The sequence below is a fragment of the Arthrobacter sp. SE2 genome (assembly GCF_058244265.1).
In genome coordinates this window covers 113,566-137,130 of the sequence record NZ_JBZAYA010000013.1, presented here as the reverse complement: position 1 = coordinate 137,130, position 23,565 = coordinate 113,566, and the positions used below count along the sequence as shown (strand labels likewise).

Genomic DNA, 23,565 nt, shown 5'->3' with positions numbered 1-23,565 from the left:
AGGCGGGGGTGGTTGTGGTGTGCTACTCCCCTCAGTCCCGGCCCCAGCTGGGGGGGGGGTGGGGGGGGGGGGGGGGGGGGGGGTGGGTGGGGGGGGGGGGGGCCCCGCCCCCCCCCCCCCCCCCGCCCCCGCGTTTTGGCTCTACTTCAGTGCTGCGGTGAAGGCGTCCTGCATCGAGGTCAGGACTTCCGTTGGGGTCTTCTTGCCGCCAAGCATTTCCTGAATGCCGGTCAGGTGCAGGTTCTGGACCTGGGGTGAGGGCCAGTCAACGTCCGGGAACGACGCCGTCTTTCCGTCCTTGACGAAGGGGATCTCGAGCTTGTTTATATCGTTGGCCTCGACCGTGCCGTTGGGGGCTACACCGTACTTGTCGGCGTTCATGGCGCTTCCGTCCTTGCTCGCGAGGAATGCGACGAACTTTTTCGCTCCGTCGGCGTTCTTGGCCTTGGCATTGACGCCCCAGCCCACGCCCAGTCCGAAGGCAAGGCGGGTGTCGGCTGTGTTGTCGGTGGCCGGGATCGGTGCGAGCTCGATGTTCAGCGCCGGGTTGGCCTTCTTCATGGAGTTGGCCATGGTCGAGATCTGGATGGCTCCGAGTGCCCGGCCGTCAGCGACCATGGCGGTCTGGTTGTCCACCGAGGTCCCCAGGGCGTCCTTGTTGAAGCAGCCCTTGTCGAACATTTCCTTGTACTTGGTCATGGCGTCGAGCCAGTTGCTGTCCTGGAAGGTCGTTTGTTTGTTGAGCTGCTTCTGGTTGAAGTCCGGGTCCTTGGCGTAGACATCCGTGGAGACCAGCGCATAGGTGACCAGCTGAGTGACCCACTGCGTCTGTGCGCCCAGAGCGTAGGCGACCTTGCCTGCCTTCTGCGCGGCGGTGCAGAACCCCAGGACTTCGGAGTAGGTCGTGGGGATCTTCAGGCCCGCGTCCTGCAGGGCTTTGGTGTTGTAGACGCCGCCCAGGGTGTTGGCGGTGGCCACGTCCGTGAACATGTACCTCTTGCCCTGGTAGGCGGTTGCGGAGGTGGTGGAGTCGGGTTGGGTGGCTGCCCAGCTTTCGCCGGACAGGTCCGCGAGATAGCCGTTCTTGGCCAGGGTCCGCACCGCGGTGGCGTTGCCGCTGCCGGGGAAGACGTTCAGGACGTCCGTGGCGGTACCTGCGGCGAGGCGTGTGCCCATCTGCTGGTTGTAGCTATCCGTCGGGATGATCGTGTATTCGACGGTCAGGCTCGGGTTGAGTTCGTGGAACTTGTCGGCGATTGCCTTCCACTTGTCGTCCGAGCCGGACAGCCGGGCGACCGTGACCGTCCCGGGGCTGGATGCCGCCGGAGCGTTCGAGGAACATCCTGTGAGGGCGATGCCGACGGCGGCTATCGCGCCGATGGCTGTGATGACTTTCTTGTGACGCATGGTTCTCCCTTGAAGCGCGTGGGTTGAAGTGACTGGGGGATGGGTGGAGCCGGCCGGGCGGGGACGTAGGGTGCGTCGTCCGCTCAACCCTTCAGCCCTCCTGCGAAGCCCTTGATGATGCTTCGCTGCAGGAGGAAGTAGAAGATCAGGAGTGGGGTCACGCCGATGATGAGCGCGGCGAAGATGGTGCCCCATTGGTTCACGTACTGTCCTGTGAACGAGTAAATGGCGATCGGGATGGTGTTGGTTCCGCTGCCTGACAGGTACAGCAGCGGGGTGAAGAAGTCGTTCCACACCGTGATCGTGTTGAGGATGACGACGGTGCCGGTGATGGGCCGCATCAGCGGGAACACGACCTGCCAGAACACCCGGAACGGACTGCCGCCGTCGAGGGTGGCCGCTTCCTCGAAGTCAAGCGGCAGGGACCGCAGGAACTGCGTGTAGAGAAAGATCGAGAAAGGCATCTGGGCGCCGACATAGATGATGACAAGGCCCCAGATCGACCCGATGAGGTGGAGGTCACGGAAGGTGGTGTAGAGCGGGATCAGTGCCAGCAGTCCCGGGATCAGCAGCCCGCCGAGGAAGAACGCGAATGCAAGCTTGGACCACCTCCGGGTGATCCGTGCCAGGGGGTAGGCTGCGGAGGCGCTGATCACTACGATCAGGAAGACGGATACGACAGTGATGACGATGTTGTTGATCATCGCCGGACCGAGGCCTCCGCTGACCCATGCGGTGGCGAAGTTGTCGAAGGAGGGGGTGGCGACAGGGGCGAGGGACGCCGTGACACCACCGGAATTGAGTGCTGTGTTGATCAGCACGTAGACGGGGGCGGCGAAGAGGAGGGCGACGAGGATCATGACTACCTCAAGGGCGCCCGTTTTGAGGGTGTAGCGCTTCATTTGTCTTCTCCTCGGCGGAGCAGGGTGAACTGGATGAGGGAGGCAACCGCGACGAAGGCGGTCAGAACGAGGGTCAGGGCGGTGCTGTACCCGAAGAGCTGGAACTGGAAAGCGTCCTTGTAAGCGATCGTGCTGAGGCTCTCGGTCGCGCTGCCGGGCCCGCCCTGGGTCATGATCAACACCTGATCGAAAAGCTTCAGGCCGCCGATGAGGGACAGCATCAGGTTGATGGTCATCGAAGGCGCCAGCAACGGCCGGGTGATGTTCCAGAAGGTCTTGAAGGACCCGGCGCCGTCCAGGCTTGCCGCCTCGTAAACGTCCTCGGGAATGCTCTGCAGGCCCGCCAGGAAAATCACCATCGAATAGCCGGCGAACTGCCACACCACCACTGAGATGATCGCCGGCAACGCCAGCTGGGCGTTGCCCAGCCAGTCCTGGGCCAGGAAATCCAGGCCGACAGCCCGCAGTGCCGTGTTCAATGCACCGTCCGGGGCGAGGATGTATTGCCACAAGTTGGCCACAACCAGCGGCGTCACGACGGCCGGGGCGAAAAACAGCACGCGCAGCCAGTTGCGGCTCCGGATTGCGGAGTTCACTCCCAACGCCAGAAGCAGGCCGATGAAGTTCTGGACCACCATGACGCCGATGGCATACAGTGTCGTGTTCAGGATCGACGCACCGGCCGCGGAATCCTTGAACACCCGGACGAAGTTGTCGAACCCGACGAAGTCGAACTGCGGCGACAAGCCGTCCCAGTTGGTCAGGGCATAGAAGGCTCCCCGCCAGCTAGGGATCACGACGATCAGGGTGAAGACCGCCAGCGCGGGCAGAAGGAACCACCACGGCGCCCTCGCGCCGGCGCCCGCCCGCCGCCTGCGCGTTTGCGCTGGCCGCGCCCTCGGTGTCGTGGAACGTCCAGGCACCCCTGTGCGGGGGTCTGCGAGTTCACGTTGCGTCATCGCATTTCCATTCTCTTCGTCGGGGACGACTCCGCTTTTGCGGAGGTGAAACCCTATCCATCTGAATCGTTTCATCGAAGAGATGGACTACTGGGGAGGCTTTTCGCTGTCCAGAGGGTTGTCCGGTTCTGTAAAATTGAAGTAGTACGTTCTACTTTGATTGGCAGAGAAATGATCTCAAATCGTGTAGTACGTTATACACTTTCTATAGCGTAGATCACAAAGTGCTGATCTGCCAAGAGGTCCAGGCTTCAGATGCGGTAAGAAGGGATGTCCAGCATGAATGCAGCCGAAGGAGGCGCGATGAACAAGGGATCCGTCAACAAGCGACCCACGATTGTCGACGTCGCGACCCACGCAGGCGTTTCCACCGCTGCTGCATCCAAGGTGCTCCGTAATGCCTACGGTGTCAGCTCCGAGATGAAAGCGAAGGTGCAGGCTTCCATGCAGGCCCTCGGGTATCGGCCTCTGGCCTCCGCCCGGGGCATGCGTGGACGAACCCACACCGTGGCCGTGGTCGTCGCGGATCTGCACAACGAGTTTTCATCGCTTCTGGTCGAAGGCATCAGGAGAGAGTGCGAACGGCAGAAATACCGGCTGCTGGTCGCCCCCGCAGGCTCGGGCAAGAATGCCCAGGACCGGATGGTCGAAGACCTGATCGACCGGGGAATGGACGGGATCGTTCTGATTTCCCCACTTGGAACGGACTCCGAGCTGGAGACGATGGCCAGGAACATCCCGGTTGTCGTGCTCGGCCGCCACGGGGCCAGCCCGGACTTTGACTCGGTTGCCGCAGACGACTTTGCCGGTGCGAACCTTGTTGTGGATCATCTCGTATCGCTCGGGCACCGGCAGATCACCTATGTCAATCACACGACGGAAGGAACGAATGACGCACGGCTCCCTGAGGAAGTGCGCGTGCGCGGGTATGTTGACGCGATGATCCGTCACGGACTCGGCGACGCGATCGACATCATTCAGTCGCAATGGAGCCAGGAGGGCGGCGAACAATCGGGACGGTTGATCCTGTCCCGAGCAAAAAGGCCCACGGCGGTCTTCGCCGGCTGCGACGTAGCCGCCTTCGGAGTCCTGACAACCATGTGGAACGCAGGCATCCGTGTTCCCGAGGAACTCTCGGTGGCCGGCTTCGACAACATCTTCACCACTTCGCTCGCGCCAATCTCGATCACCACAATCGACCAGTCAGGCCTCGACATGGGCGCAGCCGCAGGACGCCTTCTCTTGGAACGCATCGGCGGCCGTACCGAGGCAGTAAGCAGCGTGGTGCGGCCAACCCTTGTGGCACGAAAAACAACCGCCGCGCCCATGCAGTCGTCGAACGAATTCCCGCCCGCTCACGGAGCCACGACTGTCTCTACGGAGATGTAGCCGGATGGAGCGCTGCCCTGCGAGCCGGCGGCCTTGAGGATGACCTGATGGTGGAGGGGGATTGGGGCACGGGCAGCGGTCTTCATTCACGTCGTCGTGCCCCTCAACAGTGCCTGGGCGCTCCGCGTTAGTGATGTTGGGCGGTGCGTCCGTCGGGGCGGCGCACGAGGAGCCCTTCAGCCTGGACGTGGAACCGGACCATGCGGCCTGCGCCAACGACGTCGCCGTCCACTTGCACCGGTTGGGGTGCGTCGGTGAGGACCTCGATGACCCGTCCCTGGAACCGCGGCATGGACCGGTGGCGGCCGCGGCTGCGCGTGACGACGGACCAGGCGGCGCGCGCCCAGTCGGTGACGTTCCGCTGTAGGAGGGCTACGCCGTCGAGGAGGCCGTCGTCGGGTATGGCCCCGGGCATCAGCCTCAGTCCCATCGTCAGCGACCCGCAATTGCCAACGATCACGCCATGCGATTCCCTCCTGCGCCGGGTCGAGCCGTCGACGCAGATCGTGGTGAATGCCATCTTCTCCTGGGTCGCGCGTGCCCCGGAGAGCAGATACGCGGCCGGTCCCAGCCCGGACTTCATGGTGTCGTCGGCTCCGCCCACTGTGGCTGCGTCGAATCCGGCTCCGGCCATCACAAGGAAGACGAAGCCTTGGACTTCGTTGCCGTTTCCGGTGCGGTCCAGCTCGAGCCGGCCCACGTCCATCGGGTGGTCCTTGCTGTTGCAGGCGATCTGCACTGCGGCCGTGATGTTCTTCCGGGGAATGCCGAGGTTTCGGGCGAGCAGGTTGCCCGTACCGATCGGCAGCAGGGCGATGGGAATGTCCGATCCGGCGAGTTCCTGCGCGACAGTACGTATGGTGCCGTCACCGCCGGCAACGAGCACTACGTCGACGCCGGCTCGCACTGCCCAGCGCGCCTCTTTCGCCCCGCGGGACTCCGCCGTCGTCTGCAGCCAAAAAGGGGCCGTCCACCCGTGCGAGACAAAAGTGCTCTCAACCTCTGTCTGGAACCTCTCCATGGCCCGCGGTGTGGAGAATTTCGACGTGTTCACAACGATGGCGGCCTGGCTGACCAGGAGGCTTTGCGGTGGCTCCGCCGCAAGGAGGCCCTGCCGGGGGACGGATGCGTGGAGGAGGTCTGTCATGATTCAAGCCTCGCGGACGGGCAGTCCTGTGCCATCGTGCAGGTGGATCGATCACTCTACTGCGGATGCAGTAGAGTGTCCCAGTTTGCTGGGCACGCTGTTCGCGGGCATGGAAGCGGGCCGCCGCCTGCCGGCAACGGCCCGCTTCAGGTTTTTCCTACATGTATCGACCTAGCCGACGGCGACGGGGACTTCCTCGTTTTCCTTTTGTGGCCCGGCATCGAGGGCGTGTCCCTCAGTGTCGATGTTCGGGACGATGCGGTCGAGCCATTTCGGAAGCCACCAGGCGGACTTGCCTAGCAGGCTCAGCAGCGCCGGCATGAGGACGAGACGGACGATGAAGGCGTCAGCCATTACGCCGACCATGAGACCGAACGCGATGGACGCGCCGACGGCGAAGGTGCCCGTGGCGAATCCCGCGAAAACGACGGTCATGATCGCGGCGGCGGCCACGAGCACGGGTCCGGATCGGGCGAATCCGTCCCTGATCGCCTGTTTGGGTGACATGCCCTTGTCATGCATTTCCTTGATCCGGGACACCAGGAATACCTGGTAGTCCATGGCGAGTCCGAACAGCACACCGACCAGCAGGAGGGGAAGCAGGCTGAGCATAGGGTCGCCCTGCGGGGCGGCAATGAGGGGATCGAGCCAACCCCACTGGAACACGGCAGTGCTTGCGCCGAACGACGCTCCGACGGAGAGGAGGTAGCCGAGGGTTGCTATGACGGGAATGAGGAGGGAACGGAACATCAGCACCATCAGCACCATTGAGATCACGACGATCACGATGATGTATTTGATCAGCGCGTTCATGAGCGCCGTATCTTGGTCGATGCCGATTGCCGTCTCGCCGGTCACCTCGAGGTGGACGCCTGCCGTGGAATCAGCCTCAGCCCGGATGCGGTGGACCAGGTCCTTGGTCTGCTGGTCGATGGGGCCGTCGTGGGGTATCACGATGATGCGGGCCATGGTCCCGTCCGTGGAGACTTCAGCGGGCACGACCTGCTGAACCCCGTCCATGCCGGCAATGTCCTTCTCGATGGCCGCCGTCGTGGGGGCACTGCCAGTACCGTTAGCGAGAACCATGAGGGGGCTTTGAATGCCACCGAACTTGTCGACGATGAGGTTGTAGGCGGTGCGTTCAGTGGATCCGGGATCCGCGCCGCCGGGAACGTTGAACGCCGTCTTCATGCTCAACATCGGCAGCGCGACAACGACCAGGATGACGACTCCGGCAAGAATCGACACAATCGGCCGGTTGACAACGAAGCTTCCCCATCCGCGGAGGATCCCGCGCTTTTGAGCGGCGCCCTCCGTCCAGAGCTTCCCGGAGGCGAGTTCCTTCCGGTGCTTCTTGGACAGTGCCCTGGTGCCAAGGGTGCGCATTAGCGCGGGCAGGAGCGTCAGGGCCAGGAGCACGGACACGAACACGCCGAACGCAGCCGCGATTCCCATCTCGGTGATGAAGCTGAGGTTCGCGACCAGAAGGGCGACCAGGGCGATGATCACGGTGAGGCCGGCAAAGACGACGGCGGTGCCGGCCGTGCCAGTGGCCCGGGCTACGGCATCTTCGACACGCTTGCCCCCGCGAAGCTCTGTTCGGAAGCGGGAAAGGATGAACAGGCTGTAGTCGATGCCGACCGCCAGTCCGAGCATCGAGGCGAGAATGATGGAGTTCTCTCCGATGGGCGTGAGGGACCCATAGGCGAGGATGCCGACAAGGCCCACTCCAACCCCGAACACCGCGATGAGCAGGTTGACCCCGGCTGCCAGCAGAGACCCGAAGGTGAGCACCAACACGAGGAAAGCGATGACCACGCCGGCCCCCTCGCCGATGCCGGGAGCCGGGGCGCCCAGGGGAACGAGGTTGCCCCCGAGCTCGACGCCGAGATTTGACGGGGCCCCGGTGCGCACCTTCATGGCCGCGTCATAGGAGGAAACCTTCTGGTCTTTCGACAGTTCCCCGAAGGACAAGGTCGCGACAGCGACACTGTGATCTTTGGAGATGTAGGGCCGTGCCGGGTCGAACGGGTCACTCACCCTCTCGACACCGGGAAGGGATTTGGCGTCGTTGAGCACGGCGGCGATCTGTCCCGCGACGGCGGGGTCGGAGACGTTGCCGCCTTCGGGCTGGAAGACCAGTTGGAGCGTTCCGCCGGAGGCCGCCCCCGCGGAGGGGAACTCTGTCTTCATCCGATCGAGCGCTCGCGAAGCCGGAGAATCAGGGACGGAGCTGGACGCTGAACCGGACGGGCCGTTGGCGCTGCCGACGACCAGGGTGGCAACGAGGACGGCGAAAATCACCAGCCATGCCCCGATCACCACCAATCGATGTCGGGCGCTGAACCGACCGACGTGTGCAAGAAACGCGGACATGAAGACTCCTCAGATATACGGAAAATGTTCACTTCCGATGTTTCCTGCCACGGGAGCTGTGCGAATCATCTAACGGGATCGCCTTGCCTACTGCGTATGCAGTAGGCCACGGGGGCAGTCTCACGCCGGACCGGGTCGCCGCCGCCGGGCGCCTATCATGAAGGCCGCCCGGTGGACCGACGTGATGTGGTCCGTTGCGGCGCAGGAAGAGTCAGGGAGTGAATGATAATCGTGAGATGACATCAAGCAGCGCCCCGTTGGCATCGCCGAGATTGGCGTGGTTTCTCCGCGGCCAATTCCTCAACCGAGTGGTTCTGATTCTGAGCTGGGCGGCTGTTGTAACGGAGTTCTTCGTGTTGGGGCTCTCCGGTGAACCGCTGCTCGGTTACACCGGAGTGTTTCTGGTGGCGGCAGGCCTCATCCTGGGCCGATTCCAGCGCGTGCTCGGATTGCTCGTCGTTACGTTCGGCTCGGTTGCGGCAGCGCTCCTCGCGACCGAGTTCGTGGCGATGTGGTCGGTCGTCGTCTTTACGTTGTTCTCGGTGACCGTTCGCGGTGCCCGCGCCATTCTCGCGCTGCTGATGGCCGGTGTCCCTGTCTACTTCTCGCTCGTGATACGGGAGCATTGGAATTTCCAGGCATCTGTGGCCCTGGTGGCTTCGGCATGCTGCGCCGTAGGTGCGGCCGTCGGAAACGCTGTGCGCGCGCAACAGGATTACCTTGAATCCATGAAACAACGCGCGCTCGACGCCGAAGCCGCAGCTGACCTTGCAGTTGAACGCGGAATCACGCAGGAGCGGGTACGTATTGCCCGTGACCTCCATGACGTCGTGGGCCATGAGGTCGCCGTGCTCGGGATGAATCTTGGCGTCGCGGAAGTAAGCCTTCCCGCCGGAGACTCGGCTGCCCGCACGGCGCTGGAATCTGCCCGTGCCAGTGTGCGCAGGGTGCTGCACGAGACGCAGCTGATCCTCGCCGTGCTGCGCCGCGGTGTCGATGACGACGATCCGGTCCGCCCGACTCCTGATATTGCGCAGATCCCGGCACTTATCGAAACATTCCGAGCAGCAGGGGTTTCCGTGAATTTCGTCATCGACGGAGACACCGACGGGCTGGATCCCACCGTGGGCCTGGCTGCCTTCCGGATCGTGCAGGAGGCGCTGACAAACGCGCAGCGGCACGGCCGGGGACAGGTGGAACTGGCGATCGGCTGCGCCGACGGTCACCTGAGCATTGTGGCGGCCAACGATTATGCGGGGATCAGGAAAAGCAGCGGTGAAGGCGGCGGATATGGTCTGATAGGCATCCGTGAGCGCGCGCGCTCGGCCGGCGGCCGTGTAGAGGTCGACGATGATGGCCGCAGGTTCCGCGTCGCGGCCATTTTGCGAACCGACGGAGGGATGATTCAATGATCCGCGTACTGATCGTCGATGACCAGGAAATGATCCGGGTTGGCCTGCGTGCGATTTTGGAGACCCAGGCCAACATCACCGTGGTGGGCGAGGCCGGGGATGGACTAGAGGCCGTCCGGCTTCTCAGGGGTCTGGCCGCGGACGTGGTCTTGATGGACATCCGCATGCCCGGTGTCGACGGCGTGGAGGCGACCCGCCGGATCCGGCAAACCATCCCGGCCGAACGTGTCCGCATCATCATCCTGACAACCTTCGATCACGACGAAACCGTCTTTGCCGCGCTGCGGGCCGGAGCTAACGGCTTCCTCAGCAAGGGGGTAGGACCTGCCGAACTCGCGGCCGGCATCGAGGAGGTCGCGGCCGGAGGCGGCGCTCTCTCTGCCACTGCCGCCGCAGCGCTGATCGACCGGGTCGCCGAAGAGCGGCAGGCCGACGTCGACCCGGCACTGGCGGACCTGTTCTCCACCCTCACGCCCAAAGAGCACGACGTCGTCATCGCTATTGCCACAGGGCTGAGCAATCAACAGATCGCCGAAACCATGTTTATCTCGCCCTATACCGTCAAGACCCACGCCAACCGGGCCATGGCGAAGGTGGGGGCCAGAGACCGCGCCCAGCTGGTCGCCTACGCATACCGTGCGGGTCTTGGCTCCTGACCCAACTGCTCTCTGGCCGATCCATTGCGGCAGTAAATGGGCCAGTCCGGCTGGACGACGCAGGCAGATCCCATTGATTGGAGGATAAGAGGGTACCTTTCCGGCCGCAGCAGCGGAGGGACTCCCATCGTCTCCAGGATGACTATGTCACAGCGATCCGACCCCCTTATCCGCATGATTGAGCCGGCGGGTGAGCTGCGTCAGCTCCGTCGCCATCTTGGTTCCTCCGCCGCCGGACTCGGCGCGGCCGAGGCCCTCCGCCGGAAAGGCTTCGACGGCCGCATCCACAAGGCTTTCCTGCGACCGGAGACCCAGGGTTTGGCCGATGAAACTGAGGACACCGGCGGGGGTCTTGACGGTGAGCGTTTCCATGATCCTTCTGCTTCAGTGGCGGCTCCAGCCGTGGCCGTTACGTTTCCGCGTCGTTCTGATAGGGGGACCGCTGCTGGGCATGAGGGGCGGAGTGCAACTTGGGGAACCGGGAGCAGTCCAAAAGTTCGCGAGGAAATAAGCGACGCAGGAGCGCCGATGGAAGTTTTGGATTGGGACCGGCGCAAAGCGCCCTGGTTGCGCGGAGGACCCGCCCAGCGATGATCGAGCATCAGAATGACAAACAGCGAAGATTCTTCTGGTCATTCATGGGCATTCGGGTGCAGCCCTGCATGACCCGCATCCGTTCGATGGATTTTGGCGACGAAGCGGCCGACGTCGAGGAGAAGGCCCTGAGTCTCTCGACTCAGCAGTTTCTTCGAACGTTCGAGTCGTGCCCATTCCTGGGGGTTGATGTCGGCACCGTTGCTTCCGCTTTTGGTGGGTCTTGCCAAAGAGCGAGAGGGAGAAGGGCAGAAGACGGGATTGGAAGGGCCACCTATTGGTAGCAAACCCCAGGAATGTCAGGATTTACAGCCCCGAATGTGCCGTCGCGGGCACGATGAGATCATTTGTGGCCGATTTTCAGCCATCGTCCGCCGATGTCGGCGCCGTTCTACTGCGGCGCCGGTACCTAGCGGTGCCCCACCATCGACCACTTGGGACTTTCTGGCGGCGGATTTTGCCCTAAGTCTAGAGAGGAAGCGGCGGTCTGGATGACATCTAAGGTTTCAGCCGCGAGGACAACCACGAGTTGAAGTCGCTTCGGCTGATCCGCAGATGTCGCCCGATTCGGTAGGCGCGGGGGCCGACGTGCTTGGCCCGCCACTGGTAGAACTTCTGCGCAGGAATCTGCAACTGGGTGCAGCTGTCTTTCGGGGTCAGCCATTGTTCTTCGGCAGCTTCGACCGTGCTGCTGCGTTCTGACGTCATGGTCATCCGAATCTCCGTCGTGTCCGCGGTTTGATCGCTGGCGGAAGCGCCAGCCGTGTTCCTAGTTCATGGGAGCGGAAGAACCGGGCGGCATGACGGTGGGGCGGAAGCTCGCCGCCAGGTCATCGACGCGACCTAGCACTTGGTCGGGGGGTGCCCGAAACCTCCGAATGAGCACTGATCCCCGATCGGCCCGACGCAGGAAATTGAGATGTCGGCGAATGGTCGACGACGATGCCCGGAACGCGGTTGAAATTTCGGCTGTCAGGTGGCTGGTTCAGGGCCTCGGGGTGCTCAACCCGAGTTCGCACACCGGAAACCCGAACAGGCCGACCGGGTCTTGATACAGGTCATTGGCGTCTCGGCCTCGCGATCGCCAAGAAGACCGGCCGTGCCGAGCCGTCTGTTGAGTCTGGGGATCCCTGACCGCCGAGTCTGATGTGGCTTTCGGTCGGCCCGTGGCCGCGGCGATCCGCCCACCGTTTACCCGCCGGAAACAACGCAGAGTAACGAAAAATGATGAGCACGCACAGCGCCCGATTGGGCCGTGTCCCCCGGAATCTAGGCATTTTTGACATCCACCGAATACTGATGAAAGGCGGCAAATCATAATCCTTCATTCTGCACTTCAAGATCGTTGAACTTGACTGGATGAACGAGCTGCAAGGCGCCTGGCTGTGGAACACGCCGTGTGTTCCCGGTCCTCCGCCGGTCGAGCAGCCTGACCTTTTCGGATCGGATTCCAGGTATCCCGAATCGTCTCCGTAACGATGCTGACACTATTCAGCGGCTTCGAGCGCACAGAGCTGAAATGGCGGTGTCTTGACCACTACGCAGGAAGAAGACGAGGCCCACCGGCATCCTCAAGCTGCAACCCCCAACGCTGAGGATCCTGATGAGCTCCTTTGACAGACAGAGTGTTACAACGCGGCGCTTCGATTGACACCGATCATTGAATCGGCCCCGCTTGTGCTAGCGGGGCCGTTCGGCCACGAATTCAGGTATTCAGGTATTTATGCTGCGCGGTTCCGGGCCGGGAAACAGTGTCGTGGGCTCACGAACGACATCAGGGCTTCGCGTTCTATCGAGACGTTTCTCCGGCAGCTTGGAACGGGAACGGACTGTCTCTCCATCCTGCGGAACGGGAACAGGCGCAGAAGGCGGGGCGGTCGTCGCGGGCGGGGCGTTGTTCTCTCTTAGCGGGTGTCTCCCGCTCTCGTTGGATGGCTGTCAGCGATTGGAGGAGTTCGTCGTAGACGATCGCCGGTTCTTTGACGTCCAAGCCAAGGTATCTGGGCAGGTTCGCCGTGAACTCGTGGAAGGTTTCGTTCCGCGTGACGCCATTCCTGGGGGCACGCGGTAGACAAGATAGGTCGCGCGGCTTTCGTCACAGGGCGGATCCGGGCAAAAGGCGCAAGGCGACCGAGGGGCGCCGGCTCCCGCGAGTCAAAGGGAGACGGCGGACGATCGGGGCCAGCGGGTGTCAAAGCGTAGGGTCGTTTGCGGTGGTCCACTGGGAACGACCGAAGACAAGATACTCGTTGCCAGATCGCGGTCAGCCACTCGTACGATTCTCGGTCGCCTTCGCGATCCGAGTAGGTTGCCAGCGTGGCGACCATCCATCGGTGGCGTGGCCCCAGTGCGTCACGCTTCCTTCTCCTTTGCACACTCTTGGGCTTCCCGGCTCTTCGTGACCTCCAGTTGGCGTGGCCAAGGTTCACGTGGGCTCCCTCGCCTCGGATCCGAGTGATCTCAGTCTGAGGGTCCGGCTTTCGCAGAGCACTCCAGGAATTCCGGCTCGTTAGACGCTCGGCAGCATCTGGCCCGTCTGAGAGCGTGTCTGTGCGTCAAGCCATGCCTCTACATCGCTGGCGCGATAGCGGACGCCGCTGCCTAATTTCACGAATTTAGGGCCCATCCCTCGGTAGCGCCATTGCGCCAATGCGGGCGCCGTCTTGTGAAGCTTGGCTGCCAGCTCTGCCGGGGTCAGCAGTTCCGATTCCATGAAGCCTCATTCCCTTCCGTGAACGCCTCGTCATATTAGATGCAAAGTTGCTAATTACGCTTGTTGTCTATATAGCGTGTATCGTTTCTTATATGGTACATAGCGGAGAGCGGCTGCGAGGACATGACATTGGCCCAACCGGCAAGACCGTCGCTCGGAACCTGAAGCGTTTGCGGGGGAATGTCACCCTGCGGGAGCTTCAGCAAAGGCTTAGGGGCGTCGGGCACGAAATTTCCGCGAGCGGAATACAGAAGATCGAGGCCGGCGTTAGGCGGGTTGATGTTGATGATCTCGTGGCCCTGGCGGTAGTCCTCGGCGTGAACCCAAATGCACTGTTGTTTCCCAACTCGCTCGACGAGCCGGTGGCCGTCACCGGAGCTGACCCGGCTGACCTGGTACGGGTTTGGGAATGGGCGGATGGCATAACACCGATCGAAGGCGACTTGGGCAGTGATGACTACGTACGGGGGCTACGCCCCGACTTCATCCCGGCAGGGAATACGAAAGCTGGTCCCGTGACATTCGAAGACCTCAATTTACGAGTGGACGAGCTCAGCGCAATTATCAAGTCTCTGGTTGATCAGAGCGCAGCGAAAGAACAATCCGGCGATGGCAACAATCGAACCCTATGAGACGCGGGCCGGGCGCCGGTATCAGGTTCGCTACCGGAAACCTGACCGGGTACAGACCAAGAAACGTGGATTCAGGACAAAGAGGGACGCCGAGCTATTCCTCGCCAGCGTTGAGGTATCCAAGGCCCGCGGGGAGTTCATAGATGCGGCAGCCGCAAAGGCCCTGATCGGTCCGCTTGGGGAAGCGTGGTTGTCGCGGCAGACCCATTTGAAGCCATCTTCATTGCGCCCCGTGGAGTCGGCTTGGCGTAATCATGTGCTGCCGGTGTGGGGCGGTGCGGCAGTCTCTGATATCCGAAAGACAGATGTGCAGCAATGGATCTCAGCTTTGACGAAGGGGGATCAGAGCGCGGTCCCGCCGCGGAAACCGAAGGGGGCAACGCTTGTAATCCGCGCTTACGGAGTCTTGGCGGCCATTCTGGATGACGCCGTGAGCGACCGTCGAACATTGAGTAATCCAGCACGGGGCGTAACCTTGCCGCGCAAGATCAAGAAGCCGCACGTCTACCTGAGTCACGAGCAAGTGCATGCACTCGCCGCAGCCAGTAAATATCCGACACTGGTTCTCGTGCTTGCCTACTGCGGGTTGCGGTGGGGAGAGGCGACTGGACTGCGAGTCAAGCATTTGGACATGTTGCGGCGGCGATTCGTGATTGAGGAAAACGCGGTTCAGGTCGGTTCGGTGATCGAAGTAGGTACGCCAAAGAACCACAAGAAACGAACCGTGCCGTTCCCGCGATTCCTCGCTGAGCCGCTGGCACAGCAGTGTGAGAACAAGGACAGAAATGATCTCGTGTTTCCCGGCGAGAATGGCCATCACCTCCGCCTCGCACGCGTGCACGACGACAACATGAGCTGGTTCGCGGGGGCCGTGAAGAGAGCAGGAGTGCCACGAATCACGCCTCACGATCTCAGGCATTCCGCCGCGAGCTTTGCTGTATCAGCCGGCGCGAACGTCAAAGCGGTTCAGAGAATGCTGGGTCACAGCTCGGCAGCCATGACCCTAGACATCTATGCGGACCTGTTTGACGGGGACCTGGACAGCGTCTCGGACGCCCTGGACCTTGCAGTGTCTCAGGCAAATGTGCCCAAAATGTGCCCAAAACCCTGATTGCGGCAAAGCAAAAGGCCCCCGATCCCTTGTAAACAAAGGGAATCAGGGGCCTTTCAAGTGGCGGTGACGGTGGGATTTGAACCCACGTTGGCTTTTACACCAAACAACATTTCGAGTGTTGCACCTTCGGCCGCTCGGACACGTCACCAACTGAAATAGGGTACCGGAGTGAAGGCCTGTTCCCCAAAACGGCCGGTCGGTGCCCACTTAGTAAGTAGCCTTCGCTTCCCCAATCGCAGCCGCAGGACTAGATTCGCAAGCACGATGACTCTTCCACAAAACGCACCGCAGAACACGCACCCCCAATCGGCCCTGGCCTACTGGACGGTGGGCCCCTGCCAAGGTGAGCTCCGCAGCGAGGAACTTCCGGCCCCGCGCCAGGGGGAGGCTCTGGTCCGAGCTTTGTACTCGGGAATCAGCCGGGGAACCGAACTCGTGGTTCACGAAGCCAATGTCCCTCCACGAATCGCGAACGCGATGCGCGCACCCCATCAAACCGGGGATTTTCCGGCGCCGGTCAAGTTCGGCTACCTGTCGGTTGGCGTCGTTGAGGAAGGCTCCGAAGATTGGATCGGCCAGAACGTCTTCTGCCTGCACCCGCACCAAGACCGCTACGTCGTGCCGCTCACCTCACTCACCCGAATTCCCGACGGCGTGCCTGCACGCCGCGCTGTGCTCACCGGCATCGCCGAGATCGCCCTCAACGCCCTCTGGGAGGCCGGACCCCGCCTTGGTGACAGGATCGCCGTCGTCGGTGCCGGACTGGTGGGCGGCATGACCGCAGCACTGCTGCGCAGTTTCCCGCTGCAGCGCTTGCAACTCGTGGAGACGGATCCGGGGAAGCACGGGTTCGTGGAATCCCTGGGCGTGGAGTTTGCGCTTCCGGACGATGCAAAACAGGACTGCGACATCGTGTTCCATTGCTCCGCCACGGACGAAGGACTGGCCCGTAGCCTGCAGCTCGTGGGTGACGAGGGCGAGATCATTGAGATGTCCTGGTACGGGGACCGGAAGGTCTCCCTGCCGCTGGGGGAGGACTTCCATGCCCGGCGCCTCTCCATCCGAGCCAGCCAGGTTGGAGTGGTTGCACGTTCCCGCCGGCACCGCCGCACCTCAAGCGAGCGGCTGCAGCTTGCCGTGTCGCTCCTGCGGGACCCAGCGTTCGATGCGTTCCTCACGGGAGAGTCGCGGTTCGAGGAGCTGCCGGAGGTCTTCAACGGCCTGGAAAACGGCGAGCTGGACGATCTTTGCCGCGTCATCAACTACCCCAAAACCAAGAAGGGCTAACCATGTTCAGCCTCACCGTCCGCCGGCACTTCATGATCGCCCACAGTCTCCCGCGGGAGTCGTTCGGTCCGGCTCAGGGACTCCACGGAGCAACGTTCGTGGCCGAGGTGACGTTCCGTCGGGCGGAACTGAACGACGACGCGATCGTGCTGGACATCGGCGCCGCCGGAACAATCCTGGACGAGGTGCTGGCCGGCCTCAACTATAAGAACCTCGACGAGCACCCGGACTTCGCCGGACAGCTCACGACGACGGAAGTGCTGGCCCGCTTCATCGCTGAGGCAGTCGCGGCGAAAGTCCGCGGGAGCCACGACGGCGGTGCGCTCGCCGGCGTCGACGTCGTCCTCCGGGAACATCCCGACGCCTGGGCGGGCTTCTCGCTGGATTTCGGGCGCTAGCTAGCGCGGGACTGCCCCGGATGGCGGACAAACGGTGCAGAATGGGGCCATGACGTCCGCCGTGCTTTCCACCCAAACACTCACCCCGGAACTCCTTCGCGCCTGGGCGTGGCACAGACAGGGCCTGGACGGTTCCCTCGCCGGCAAGACGTCCGAGGAAGTCCTGGACCGCGCCGGCTGGGCCCGCTCCGTGGGCGGCGCCAACCCCTACCTGACGCTCTTCGCCCGGGCCGGGATCCGGCGCGAACAGGTCGATCGCGACGTCGCCGAGTTGAGAATCCACGAGCTCCCCACGGCCCGCGGTTGCACCTACGTCCTGGGCCGGAAGGACTTCGCCTGGGGACTCCAAGTCGGCCGGGACGCCGCGGTGGCGCCATTCAAGGTCCTGGCCCGGCTCGGCGTCGAACGCGGTGAGATCACCCTGCTCGAAGAGCAAGTGCTGCACACCCTCATCGAATCCAGCGACCCCATGGACCCGAAGCAGCTCAGGGACGAGCTCGGCGAGTCCGTCCGCGGCCTCGGCGAAGAAGGCAAGAAGAAGGGTGCGTCAACCACCCTCCCCACTGCGTTGGGCCTCCTCCAAGCCGACGGACGCATCCGACGTGTCCCCGTCAACGGCCGCCTCGACCAGCAACGCTACGCCTACACATCATGGGCGCTGCCGCCCAGCTCCCTCGACGACGACGCCGCCCGCGCGCTCTTGATCGAACGGTATCTGCGCTGGACCGGCGGAGCGACGTTCAAGCAGAGCCAATGGCTAACGGGTTTCACCGTCGCGCAGAGCAAGGCGGCGCTGGCCGCCGTCGGCGCCGTCGAAGTGACCACGGAGGCAGGCGAGTCGGTGTGTATGCTGCCCGACGACGTCGAGCACCTTTCCGCGTTCAGGGCACCGCAGGAGGAGCAGATCCAGCTTCTGGCCGGGACGGACTCTTTGGTGCTGTTGCGCAGGAACTCGGCGGGCATGCTCGCCGAGCGGGATCGGGGCCGGAAGGTCATGGACACCACGCTGGCGCTTCAGGCGGACCTGTCCGACCACCCGATCCTGGACCGGGGAAGGATCATCGGGCTGTGGCAATACGATCCGGGTAAGGAACGGATCGCCGCCTGGACGTTTGACAAGCCCAGCGCGGCCGTCACGCACCGGATCAGTGAGGTGGAGAGCTGGATCCGCGAGGACCTCGGGGATTTCCGCTCGTTCAGCCTGGACTCGCCGGCATCGCGGCAGAAGCGCATCGACGCCTTGGACAAGGCGAACGCCGCGAACGCCTGACACCGGGCTCAGCTTGGGGCAGGTTCAGTCCACCCAAAATCCGGAGAACTCCCCGGTAGCTTGCGTGAAGGTGGCATCCACGTGTTTCACGCGGCCCGGGGCATCCCGGGATTGCAGCCATTCCAGCAGGGAATCGACGGCTTCGCGATCACCCTCAGCGATCACCTGCACCGAGCCATCCAACTGGTTGGCCGCCTCCCCGGTCAGTCCGAGCATTCGGGCCTGGTGCATTGTCGAGTAGCGGAAACCGACGCCCTGGACGCGGCCGGTCACCATGGCCGTGACCCGTACCGGGGAACTCACGCGGCACCCGATCCATATGGCCGAGTGATTGCCTCCAGGAAATGCCCGTCCGGATCCGCGAAGTAGACGCCGCGTCCGCCATCGTTGTGGTTGATCTGCTGGGCGCGGGACCGCGCAGGGTCCGCCCAATAGGGGATTCCCTCGGCCTGGATCCTCGCGAAGATCCCGTCGAAGTCGTCCTCACTGACCAGAAACGCATAGTGCTGGGGCGAGACGGGCCGGTCCGCCGTGGCGAAATCGAGGGCAACTCCATGGTCAAAGGACACAGTCATGAAGGACCACATGGGCTGCGGCCTCGGCAGGCCAAATACCTTGGCGAGGAACTCCGCGGAACGGCGTTTGTCCGTCGCGTAGACGATGGTGTGGTTGAAAGAGACGGTCATGAGGTCCTCCTCAGATGTGCTGCCTGAGACCATCTGACGTCCAACACCTCACAATTTCAAGGGCGCCTTTTCATCGGGATTCGTAGATGTAGCGGCAAGAATGGATCTCCGCCCGTGAGAGGGCGTTGTGAGCGCGCTGAGGGTCAGCGTTGCCAGAAGAATGAAGAACGGAACGTACAGGTAGAGGTATCGTGGCCGCGTTTCGAAAAACAGGAGAAATAGGGTCAACGCGAGCAAAGACCAACGCATGATTGCTGCGCTGGACGTCAGAAGTCGCGGTGACCGCACGCGCATGGGCAGTGCGACCAGGAAGAGCAATGCCAGCCAACCGGACTGCCAGACGCCTGTCATCAGGTCAAAGTGGGCGCCGTTCCCCCAGAGGTAGTCCTTGATCTTATTGCTGAGCGGATCTTTGATCGGGAAGGGATCCTTCTGATTCAAAAGGAGTCCTTCTCCCCAGGTATGAAAACTCCCATCGCCAAACGTCCACACGGCCTTGCGGTCAATGAACTGCAGGTAGCCCGGATATCCCATATCCGCTACGCGCTGGGCGTACACCTCAAGGCCGTGCTGGTAGCGCTCAGTTGGATCTTGAATCGCCGCAGTGGCGTTCACATCCGATTGCGTGAACGCGCCAATCCCGGTTGCTCCCATCATGAGGAAATGCGTCCACGGAAAGGCCTTGGTGTTCTGATCGACGTTGAAACCGACATAAGACTGGGCTTTGATGTCTACCCACATTGCCGTGTTTGTGGCGGTGAACCCGATTGCCGTTGCCACCAGAACCCCTGCCAACGCACGCAACTTATGCAGGGCGCTCTTGTTGCGGAAAAGAAATTCGAGTGCGTAAACACCAACTATCGCTGCGGTTGCGAATGCAGCGGTCGGTTTGAGGTTATAACCCACCGCCGTGACGGCGCCAAGCAGCGTCCAAAGGACAAGTTTGACCTGCCACCTGCCCGCCCGCACCGCCTTGAGATGGATGTAGAAGAGCAACACTGGAAAGAGAATGCCCACGCTGTCGGAGTAGACAACGGAGATGTACGGGGAGAGCACGAGGTACAGCGCAGATGGGAGAAGCGTGAAGACGGCGGCACCTTCGTTGACAAGTTGCCGTGCGCACAAATAGGTGAGCAGGATTGCCGTGCACAACACCACGCAATTGAGGACGATCGCTGCGTAGAGGAGCCCGCCCGAGGGGACACCCAGGGCCACCATCACTTGGGAGTACCTCGTGAGCGCGACCGTGATCGCCAGGTTGTTCGGGTACATGTTGAAGTAGTCGTAGATGGTGGACTTGCTGCCATCGGCGACGCCGAACGCGCTCTCTGCAACCGCGCCAGCGTCCCACCCGGGCATGACCTGCAACGCGTACCCGAGCCTCAACTGCACCAACAGGGCAAGGATCATGGCTACACAGAGGAATGCGGGGCGGACCCATCGCGGCGCGGTTTCGAGTCGGCGGCCAAAAGCCGCCGAAGCTCGATACAACGGCGGAAGAACGAAGAGCACGAACAAGGCGCCACAACCCGTAAGTGCATAGTTGTAGTTGGCGATGTGCGGGGAGGGCCAGAACAGCACCCCAAGCAGTATGAATGCGAGCATTCCGCAAAAGATCAGGCCAGGGGCTGCGGACAGCTTATGGTGCCTAACGGGTTCTTCGCGCCATCCGCGGATCCGGCCGGCCAACTCCGAGTAGAATCCGAACGTGGTCCGGGCGCCAACCACAGCTATGAAGACGCCGAACGCGGCCAGTATCTGGAATGCCCGGGACGGCATCAGGGTCGGCGCGATGAATCCGGCAACCAGAGCCGCGAAGACCGCGGAACCGAGCCAGATCCACGTCGACAACTTCACTTTGGGCGGGTTCCGCGTAACGGCCTGCTCTGGAGCCTCGAGGACGGGCCGGGCTTGGGTCTCAGGCATTGGATGCCTCCGGCTGAACTTTGCTCTCGTGGAAAACCCAAAGACGCATCAAGGTGTAGGTGAGCGTAGCTACGCAAGCGATCGCGAATAGCTGAACAAGGAGTTGGGGCATTCTGGCGACATCCACGAAGAACCACAACAGTGCGGCGTTCAACGTAAAACCTGCGGCATTGACTACGAGGAACCTGAGGATCGCGGGTCCCGATTTGCCCTCGTGCTTAAAGGTGAAGGACCGGTTGCCAAAGTAGCTGATGACCATTCCGGTGCAGTAACTGACGGCCATAGCCGGAATAGCGGGCGTCCCAAGCAAGGACAGGACAGCGAAGATCGTGTACCCGACAATATTGTTGACAATGCCTACCACCGCAAACTTTCCCGTGGATTCGAGCAGCCTTGCACGGGGCGACTTCATTCCGCCTCCGCTTCCGAGATGGCCGGTGTTGCTCTGCGGTCGGTGGCGCCGTATATGGCCCGGACCCCGTACAACGGCCGGTTCTGAACCTCCGTGTAGATGCGCCCGATGTATCCACCCAGAATGCCGAGCATGATGAGCTGCAAGCCGCCCACAAAGAGGATCGACGTGACAATGAACGTCCATCCTTCCACCACGGTGTTCGGAGAAAACACCTTCATGAGCACGGCATACGCGATGCCAACGACGCTCAGCAGCGCTGTGATCATGCCGATTCTGGAGATCAAGGTGAGGGGGAAGGTGGAGAAACCGAAGACGCCATCCGCGGCCAATTTGAGCATCTTTCCCAGCGGATATCCGGACTTTCCATTGAGGCGTTCATCGCGGTCAAATTGGACGGCGGCCTGATTGAATCCAACGTAGCTGACCATCCCGCGAATAAAGCGGTCGTGCTCGCGGAATTTCTTTATTTCATCAACTACTACACGGTCAAGCAGCCGAAAATCACCCGTGTTGGCCGGGATTTCGATTGATGCAATGCGCCTGAGCATTACGTAGAAAGCCCAGGCGGTGAACCTCTTGAAAGGGGTGTCTTTGCGAGTCCGGCGTTGGGCATACACGACATCGAACCCCTCCTCCCATCGAGAGATCAGCTCCAGGCTGACTTCTGGAGGATCCTGGAGGTCGCTGTCCATGATGATCACGGCATCGCCGGTTGCTGCGTCGATGCCCGCTGTTACGGCGACCTGGTGGCCATAATTACGAGCGAAATCGATGACCAGTATGCGGCGGTCCGTCATCTGCAGGTCCCGAAGCAGTTCCAGGGAATTGTCCTTGCTGCCATCGTTGACGAAAACAAGCTCGATATTATAGTCGAGGCCCGCTGTAGTTTCGGAGATCACGTCATAAAGGCGACGGATGTTTCCGGACTCGTTGAAGATGGGAAAGACATATGAAATGGACTTTCGCCCGCCGCTGTGCGTCATTATCGGTCGTTTCTGAAGGCCGCAGACATGGACGACTGCGTATGGAACTGTTGCCATATCAGGTTAGCGTAACGTCTGGATAATCAAACGGCAGGGGGCTCCCGGATGGCTGTTACTTCCGGTGGGCTGCGAAGAAATCCCGGAGCAAGGCTGAACATTCCTCTTCGCGCACGCCCGCGTAGACCTCCACCCAGTGGTTGAGCCTGCGTTCCCGCAAGATATCGAACACGGATCCGGCGGCACCGGCCTTCTCGTCCCAGGCGCCGAAGACCACCCGCGGAATCCGTGCCAGCACAATGGCTCCGGCGCACATTGCGCAGGGCTCCAGCGTCACGACGAGGGTGCAGTCCTCGAGTCTCCAGCCGTCTCCGCCTTCGCCAAGCTCCAGGGCGTGGCGTTGCAGGGCGGCGGCTGCCTCACGGATGGCGACAATCTCGGCGTGCGCCGTCGGGTCGCCGTGCGCTTCCCGTTCGTTCCGCCCGGCACCCAGCACGCCGCCGTCGGGCCCTAAAACGACAGCACCGATCGGCACATCCTCGGTATCCAGCGCCAGCCGGGCCTCGTCCAGGGCCAGACCCATCCAGGCGGCGTGCTCTGCGTGATAAGGCTCGTTGGTGCTCATGCCTCAATGATAGTTTTGGAGTCATGCGCACACTCGTCGTGGACCACCCGCTGGTCGCTCACAAGCTCACCGTTCTGCGGGATAAGAACACTCCTTCACCGGTCTTCCGGCAACTCACCGAAGAACTCGTCACTTTGCTGGCCTACGAGGCCACCCGCGAAGTCAGGACCGAAGCGGTAGAGATCGAAACCCCGGTCACCAAGGCGATCGGTACCGCCTTCACGAAGCCGACGCCGCTTGTGGTTCCCATCCTGCGCGCAGGCCTCGGCATGCTCGAGGGCATGACCAAGCTGGTCCCCACTGCCGAGGTGGGCTTCCTGGGCATGGCCCGCGACGAAGAAACCCTGGACATCATCACCTACGCCGAGCGCCTCCCCGAAGACCTGACGGGCCGCCAGATCTTCGTGCTGGACCCCATGCTCGCTACAGGCGGCACCCTGCGCGAAGCCATCAAGTTCCTCTTCAAGCGCGGCGCTTCGGACGTCACGTGCATCTGCCTGCTGGCTGCGCCGGAAGGCCTGGCCAAGCTCGAAGAAGAGCTTTCAGAGGCCAACGTCAAGATCGTCCTCGCCTCGATCGACGAGAGGCTCAACGAGAAGGCCTACATCGTTCCGGGCCTGGGCGACGCCGGAGACCGCCTCTACGGCGTGGCCGGCTAGCGAGTCCGTGGGTGCCGG

General features: G+C 62.3%; 24 protein-coding genes and 1 tRNA gene. 10 read left to right on the top strand and 15 right to left on the bottom strand.

The annotated features are described in order from the left end of the window. Positions 1-141: 141 nt before the first annotated feature. The 3 genes from AC4CS3_RS17690 to AC4CS3_RS17680 all read right to left on the bottom strand — a co-directional run bounded on the left by AC4CS3_RS17690 (position 142) and on the right by AC4CS3_RS17680 (position 3,268). On the bottom strand, positions 142-1,407 hold the full coding sequence (locus tag AC4CS3_RS17690; protein WP_269995099.1) for an ABC transporter substrate-binding protein: 1,266 nt from the start codon (positions 1,405-1,407) through the stop codon (positions 142-144). Positions 1,408-1,490: 83 nt separating this feature from the next. Beyond that, positions 1,491-2,309 (bottom strand): carbohydrate ABC transporter permease, encoded by an 819-nt coding sequence (locus AC4CS3_RS17685; RefSeq protein ID WP_269995098.1) that lies wholly within the window; start codon positions 2,307-2,309, stop codon positions 1,491-1,493. Then, positions 2,306-3,268, bottom strand: coding sequence for a carbohydrate ABC transporter permease (locus AC4CS3_RS17680; RefSeq protein WP_269995096.1), 963 nt, complete (start codon positions 3,266-3,268; stop codon positions 2,306-2,308). The genes AC4CS3_RS17685 and AC4CS3_RS17680 overlap by 4 nt, the downstream gene beginning before the upstream one ends. A gap of 303 nt (positions 3,269-3,571) precedes the next feature. Between AC4CS3_RS17680 and AC4CS3_RS17675 the strand changes: the two genes are divergently transcribed. Beyond that, positions 3,572-4,657: a LacI family DNA-binding transcriptional regulator gene (locus AC4CS3_RS17675; protein ID WP_269995094.1), complete on the top strand. Its 1,086-nt coding sequence runs from the start codon at positions 3,572-3,574 to the stop codon at positions 4,655-4,657. A gap of 127 nt (positions 4,658-4,784) precedes the next feature. Here the strand turns inward: AC4CS3_RS17675 and AC4CS3_RS17670 are convergent, their stop codons facing one another. Both AC4CS3_RS17670 and AC4CS3_RS17665 read right to left on the bottom strand, forming a co-directional pair. Beyond that, on the bottom strand, positions 4,785-5,804 hold the full coding sequence (locus tag AC4CS3_RS17670) for a diacylglycerol/lipid kinase family protein (RefSeq protein ID WP_269995092.1): 1,020 nt from the start codon (positions 5,802-5,804) through the stop codon (positions 4,785-4,787). Between the two features lie 171 nt (positions 5,805-5,975). Continuing rightward, positions 5,976-8,180 (bottom strand): MMPL family transporter, encoded by a 2,205-nt coding sequence (locus AC4CS3_RS17665; protein ID WP_269995090.1) that lies wholly within the window; start codon positions 8,178-8,180, stop codon positions 5,976-5,978. Positions 8,181-8,416: 236 nt separating this feature from the next. Between AC4CS3_RS17665 and AC4CS3_RS17660 the strand changes: the two genes are divergently transcribed. Next, positions 8,417-9,592, top strand: coding sequence for a sensor histidine kinase (locus tag AC4CS3_RS17660; protein WP_269995088.1), 1,176 nt, complete (start codon positions 8,417-8,419; stop codon positions 9,590-9,592). Then, on the top strand, positions 9,589-10,248 hold the full coding sequence (locus AC4CS3_RS17655) for a response regulator transcription factor (protein ID WP_269995087.1): 660 nt from the start codon (positions 9,589-9,591) through the stop codon (positions 10,246-10,248). Before AC4CS3_RS17660 ends, AC4CS3_RS17655 begins: the two co-directional genes overlap by 4 nt. A 147-nt stretch (positions 10,249-10,395) precedes the next feature. Here the strand turns inward: AC4CS3_RS17655 and AC4CS3_RS17650 are convergent, their stop codons facing one another. Then, positions 10,396-10,620 (bottom strand): hypothetical protein, encoded by a 225-nt coding sequence (locus tag AC4CS3_RS17650; RefSeq protein ID WP_269995086.1) that lies wholly within the window; start codon positions 10,618-10,620, stop codon positions 10,396-10,398. Between the two features lie 218 nt (positions 10,621-10,838). Between AC4CS3_RS17650 and AC4CS3_RS17645 the strand changes: the two genes are divergently transcribed. Further along, complete coding sequence (locus tag AC4CS3_RS17645) at positions 10,839-11,126, top strand: hypothetical protein (RefSeq protein WP_490784522.1); 288 nt, start codon at positions 10,839-10,841, stop codon at positions 11,124-11,126. Positions 11,127-11,340: 214 nt separating this feature from the next. Here the strand turns inward: AC4CS3_RS17645 and AC4CS3_RS17640 are convergent, their stop codons facing one another. Together AC4CS3_RS17640 and AC4CS3_RS17635 are read right to left on the bottom strand one after the other, a co-directional pair. After that, entirely contained in the window at positions 11,341-11,556 is a 216-nt protein-coding gene (locus tag AC4CS3_RS17640) for a helix-turn-helix domain-containing protein (RefSeq protein ID WP_490784521.1), read from the bottom strand. A gap of 1,795 nt (positions 11,557-13,351) precedes the next feature. Continuing rightward, positions 13,352-13,555, bottom strand: a complete 204-nt coding sequence (locus AC4CS3_RS17635) for a helix-turn-helix transcriptional regulator (RefSeq protein ID WP_269995084.1) — start codon at positions 13,553-13,555, stop codon at positions 13,352-13,354. A gap of 92 nt (positions 13,556-13,647) precedes the next feature. On the opposite strand from AC4CS3_RS17635, the gene AC4CS3_RS17630 reads away from it, so the two are divergent. Further along, on the top strand, positions 13,648-14,187 hold the full coding sequence (locus AC4CS3_RS17630) for a helix-turn-helix domain-containing protein (protein WP_490784520.1): 540 nt from the start codon (positions 13,648-13,650) through the stop codon (positions 14,185-14,187). Then, on the top strand, positions 14,132-15,298 hold the full coding sequence (locus tag AC4CS3_RS17625) for a site-specific integrase (protein ID WP_490784519.1): 1,167 nt from the start codon (positions 14,132-14,134) through the stop codon (positions 15,296-15,298). The genes AC4CS3_RS17630 and AC4CS3_RS17625 overlap by 56 nt, the downstream gene beginning before the upstream one ends. A 61-nt stretch (positions 15,299-15,359) precedes the next feature. On the opposite strand, the gene AC4CS3_RS17620 is transcribed toward AC4CS3_RS17625, so the two are convergent. Further along, positions 15,360-15,449: transfer RNA gene (locus AC4CS3_RS17620), tRNA-Ser, on the bottom strand. Between the two features lie 116 nt (positions 15,450-15,565). Between AC4CS3_RS17620 and AC4CS3_RS17615 the strand changes: the two genes are divergently transcribed. Genes AC4CS3_RS17615 through AC4CS3_RS17605 form a run of 3 tightly spaced genes read left to right on the top strand, consistent with a single transcriptional unit; the run spans position 15,566 to position 18,256 of the window. Next, complete coding sequence (locus tag AC4CS3_RS17615) at positions 15,566-16,588, top strand: zinc-dependent alcohol dehydrogenase (protein WP_490784518.1); 1,023 nt, start codon at positions 15,566-15,568, stop codon at positions 16,586-16,588. A 2-nt stretch (positions 16,589-16,590) separates the two neighbouring features. Beyond that, entirely contained in the window at positions 16,591-16,986 is a 396-nt protein-coding gene (locus AC4CS3_RS17610) for a 6-pyruvoyl trahydropterin synthase family protein (RefSeq protein WP_490784517.1), read from the top strand. Between the two features lie 49 nt (positions 16,987-17,035). Next, the gene (locus AC4CS3_RS17605; protein WP_490784516.1) at positions 17,036-18,256 is read left to right on the top strand and encodes a DNA glycosylase AlkZ-like family protein; all 1,221 of its coding nucleotides are present in this window, start codon (positions 17,036-17,038) and stop codon (positions 18,254-18,256) included. 24 nt (positions 18,257-18,280) lie between these two features. On the opposite strand, the gene AC4CS3_RS17600 is transcribed toward AC4CS3_RS17605, so the two are convergent. From AC4CS3_RS17600 to AC4CS3_RS17575, 6 genes are all read right to left on the bottom strand, one after another. Continuing rightward, on the bottom strand, positions 18,281-18,559 hold the full coding sequence (locus AC4CS3_RS17600) for an acylphosphatase (protein ID WP_437772360.1): 279 nt from the start codon (positions 18,557-18,559) through the stop codon (positions 18,281-18,283). Beyond that, on the bottom strand, positions 18,556-18,942 hold the full coding sequence (locus AC4CS3_RS17595; protein WP_490784515.1) for a VOC family protein: 387 nt from the start codon (positions 18,940-18,942) through the stop codon (positions 18,556-18,558). The genes AC4CS3_RS17600 and AC4CS3_RS17595 overlap by 4 nt, the downstream gene beginning before the upstream one ends. Before the next feature lie 48 nt (positions 18,943-18,990). Beyond that, a complete protein-coding gene (locus tag AC4CS3_RS17590) occupies positions 18,991-20,868 on the bottom strand; it encodes a glycosyltransferase family 39 protein (RefSeq protein ID WP_490784514.1) in 1,878 nt (625 codons plus the stop codon). Further along, positions 20,861-21,280: a GtrA family protein gene (locus tag AC4CS3_RS17585; RefSeq protein ID WP_437772363.1), complete on the bottom strand. Its 420-nt coding sequence runs from the start codon at positions 21,278-21,280 to the stop codon at positions 20,861-20,863. The genes AC4CS3_RS17590 and AC4CS3_RS17585 overlap by 8 nt, the downstream gene beginning before the upstream one ends. Then, positions 21,277-22,266, bottom strand: a complete 990-nt coding sequence (locus AC4CS3_RS17580; protein ID WP_490784513.1) for a glycosyltransferase family 2 protein — start codon at positions 22,264-22,266, stop codon at positions 21,277-21,279. Before AC4CS3_RS17580 ends, AC4CS3_RS17585 begins: the two co-directional genes overlap by 4 nt. 112 nt (positions 22,267-22,378) lie before the next feature. Further along, positions 22,379-22,888, bottom strand: a complete 510-nt coding sequence (locus AC4CS3_RS17575) for a nucleoside deaminase (protein ID WP_345451423.1) — start codon at positions 22,886-22,888, stop codon at positions 22,379-22,381. Between the two features lie 23 nt (positions 22,889-22,911). Between AC4CS3_RS17575 and upp the strand changes: the two genes are divergently transcribed. Further along, complete coding sequence (upp, locus tag AC4CS3_RS17570) at positions 22,912-23,547, top strand: uracil phosphoribosyltransferase (protein WP_059388604.1); 636 nt, start codon at positions 22,912-22,914, stop codon at positions 23,545-23,547. Positions 23,548-23,565 lie beyond the last annotated feature (18 nt).

Bases quoted from the DNA above. Each gene is read 5' to 3' on its own strand.
- AC4CS3_RS17610 (WP_490784517.1), top strand. From the start codon at position 16,591: ATGTTCAGCCTCACCGTCCGCCGGCACTTCATGATCGCCCACAGTCTC.
- AC4CS3_RS17640 (WP_490784521.1), bottom strand. From the start codon at position 11,556: ATGACCATGACGTCAGAACGCAGCAGCACGGTCGAAGCTGCCGAAGAA.
- upp (WP_059388604.1), top strand. From the start codon at position 22,912: ATGCGCACACTCGTCGTGGACCACCCGCTGGTCGCTCACAAGCTCACC.
- AC4CS3_RS17660 (WP_269995088.1), top strand. From the start codon at position 8,417: ATGACATCAAGCAGCGCCCCGTTGGCATCGCCGAGATTGGCGTGGTTT.
- AC4CS3_RS17580 (WP_490784513.1), bottom strand. From the start codon at position 22,266: ATGACGCACAGCGGCGGGCGAAAGTCCATTTCATATGTCTTTCCCATC.
- AC4CS3_RS17670 (WP_269995092.1), bottom strand. From the start codon at position 5,804: ATGACAGACCTCCTCCACGCATCCGTCCCCCGGCAGGGCCTCCTTGCG.
- AC4CS3_RS17675 (WP_269995094.1), top strand. From the start codon at position 3,572: ATGAACAAGGGATCCGTCAACAAGCGACCCACGATTGTCGACGTCGCG.
- AC4CS3_RS17605 (WP_490784516.1), top strand. From the start codon at position 17,036: ATGACGTCCGCCGTGCTTTCCACCCAAACACTCACCCCGGAACTCCTT.
- AC4CS3_RS17665 (WP_269995090.1), bottom strand. From the start codon at position 8,180: ATGTCCGCGTTTCTTGCACACGTCGGTCGGTTCAGCGCCCGACATCGA.
- AC4CS3_RS17595 (WP_490784515.1), bottom strand. From the start codon at position 18,942: ATGACCGTCTCTTTCAACCACACCATCGTCTACGCGACGGACAAACGC.
- AC4CS3_RS17630 (WP_490784520.1), top strand. From the start codon at position 13,648: ATGGTACATAGCGGAGAGCGGCTGCGAGGACATGACATTGGCCCAACC.
- AC4CS3_RS17615 (WP_490784518.1), top strand. From the start codon at position 15,566: ATGACTCTTCCACAAAACGCACCGCAGAACACGCACCCCCAATCGGCC.
- AC4CS3_RS17635 (WP_269995084.1), bottom strand. From the start codon at position 13,555: ATGGAATCGGAACTGCTGACCCCGGCAGAGCTGGCAGCCAAGCTTCAC.
- AC4CS3_RS17690 (WP_269995099.1), bottom strand. From the start codon at position 1,407: ATGCGTCACAAGAAAGTCATCACAGCCATCGGCGCGATAGCCGCCGTC.
- AC4CS3_RS17655 (WP_269995087.1), top strand. From the start codon at position 9,589: ATGATCCGCGTACTGATCGTCGATGACCAGGAAATGATCCGGGTTGGC.
- AC4CS3_RS17645 (WP_490784522.1), top strand. From the start codon at position 10,839: ATGATCGAGCATCAGAATGACAAACAGCGAAGATTCTTCTGGTCATTC.
- AC4CS3_RS17685 (WP_269995098.1), bottom strand. From the start codon at position 2,309: ATGAAGCGCTACACCCTCAAAACGGGCGCCCTTGAGGTAGTCATGATC.
- AC4CS3_RS17590 (WP_490784514.1), bottom strand. From the start codon at position 20,868: ATGCCTGAGACCCAAGCCCGGCCCGTCCTCGAGGCTCCAGAGCAGGCC.
- AC4CS3_RS17680 (WP_269995096.1), bottom strand. From the start codon at position 3,268: ATGACGCAACGTGAACTCGCAGACCCCCGCACAGGGGTGCCTGGACGT.
- AC4CS3_RS17585 (WP_437772363.1), bottom strand. From the start codon at position 21,280: ATGAAGTCGCCCCGTGCAAGGCTGCTCGAATCCACGGGAAAGTTTGCG.
- AC4CS3_RS17650 (WP_269995086.1), bottom strand. From the start codon at position 10,620: ATGGAAACGCTCACCGTCAAGACCCCCGCCGGTGTCCTCAGTTTCATC.
- AC4CS3_RS17575 (WP_345451423.1), bottom strand. From the start codon at position 22,888: ATGAGCACCAACGAGCCTTATCACGCAGAGCACGCCGCCTGGATGGGT.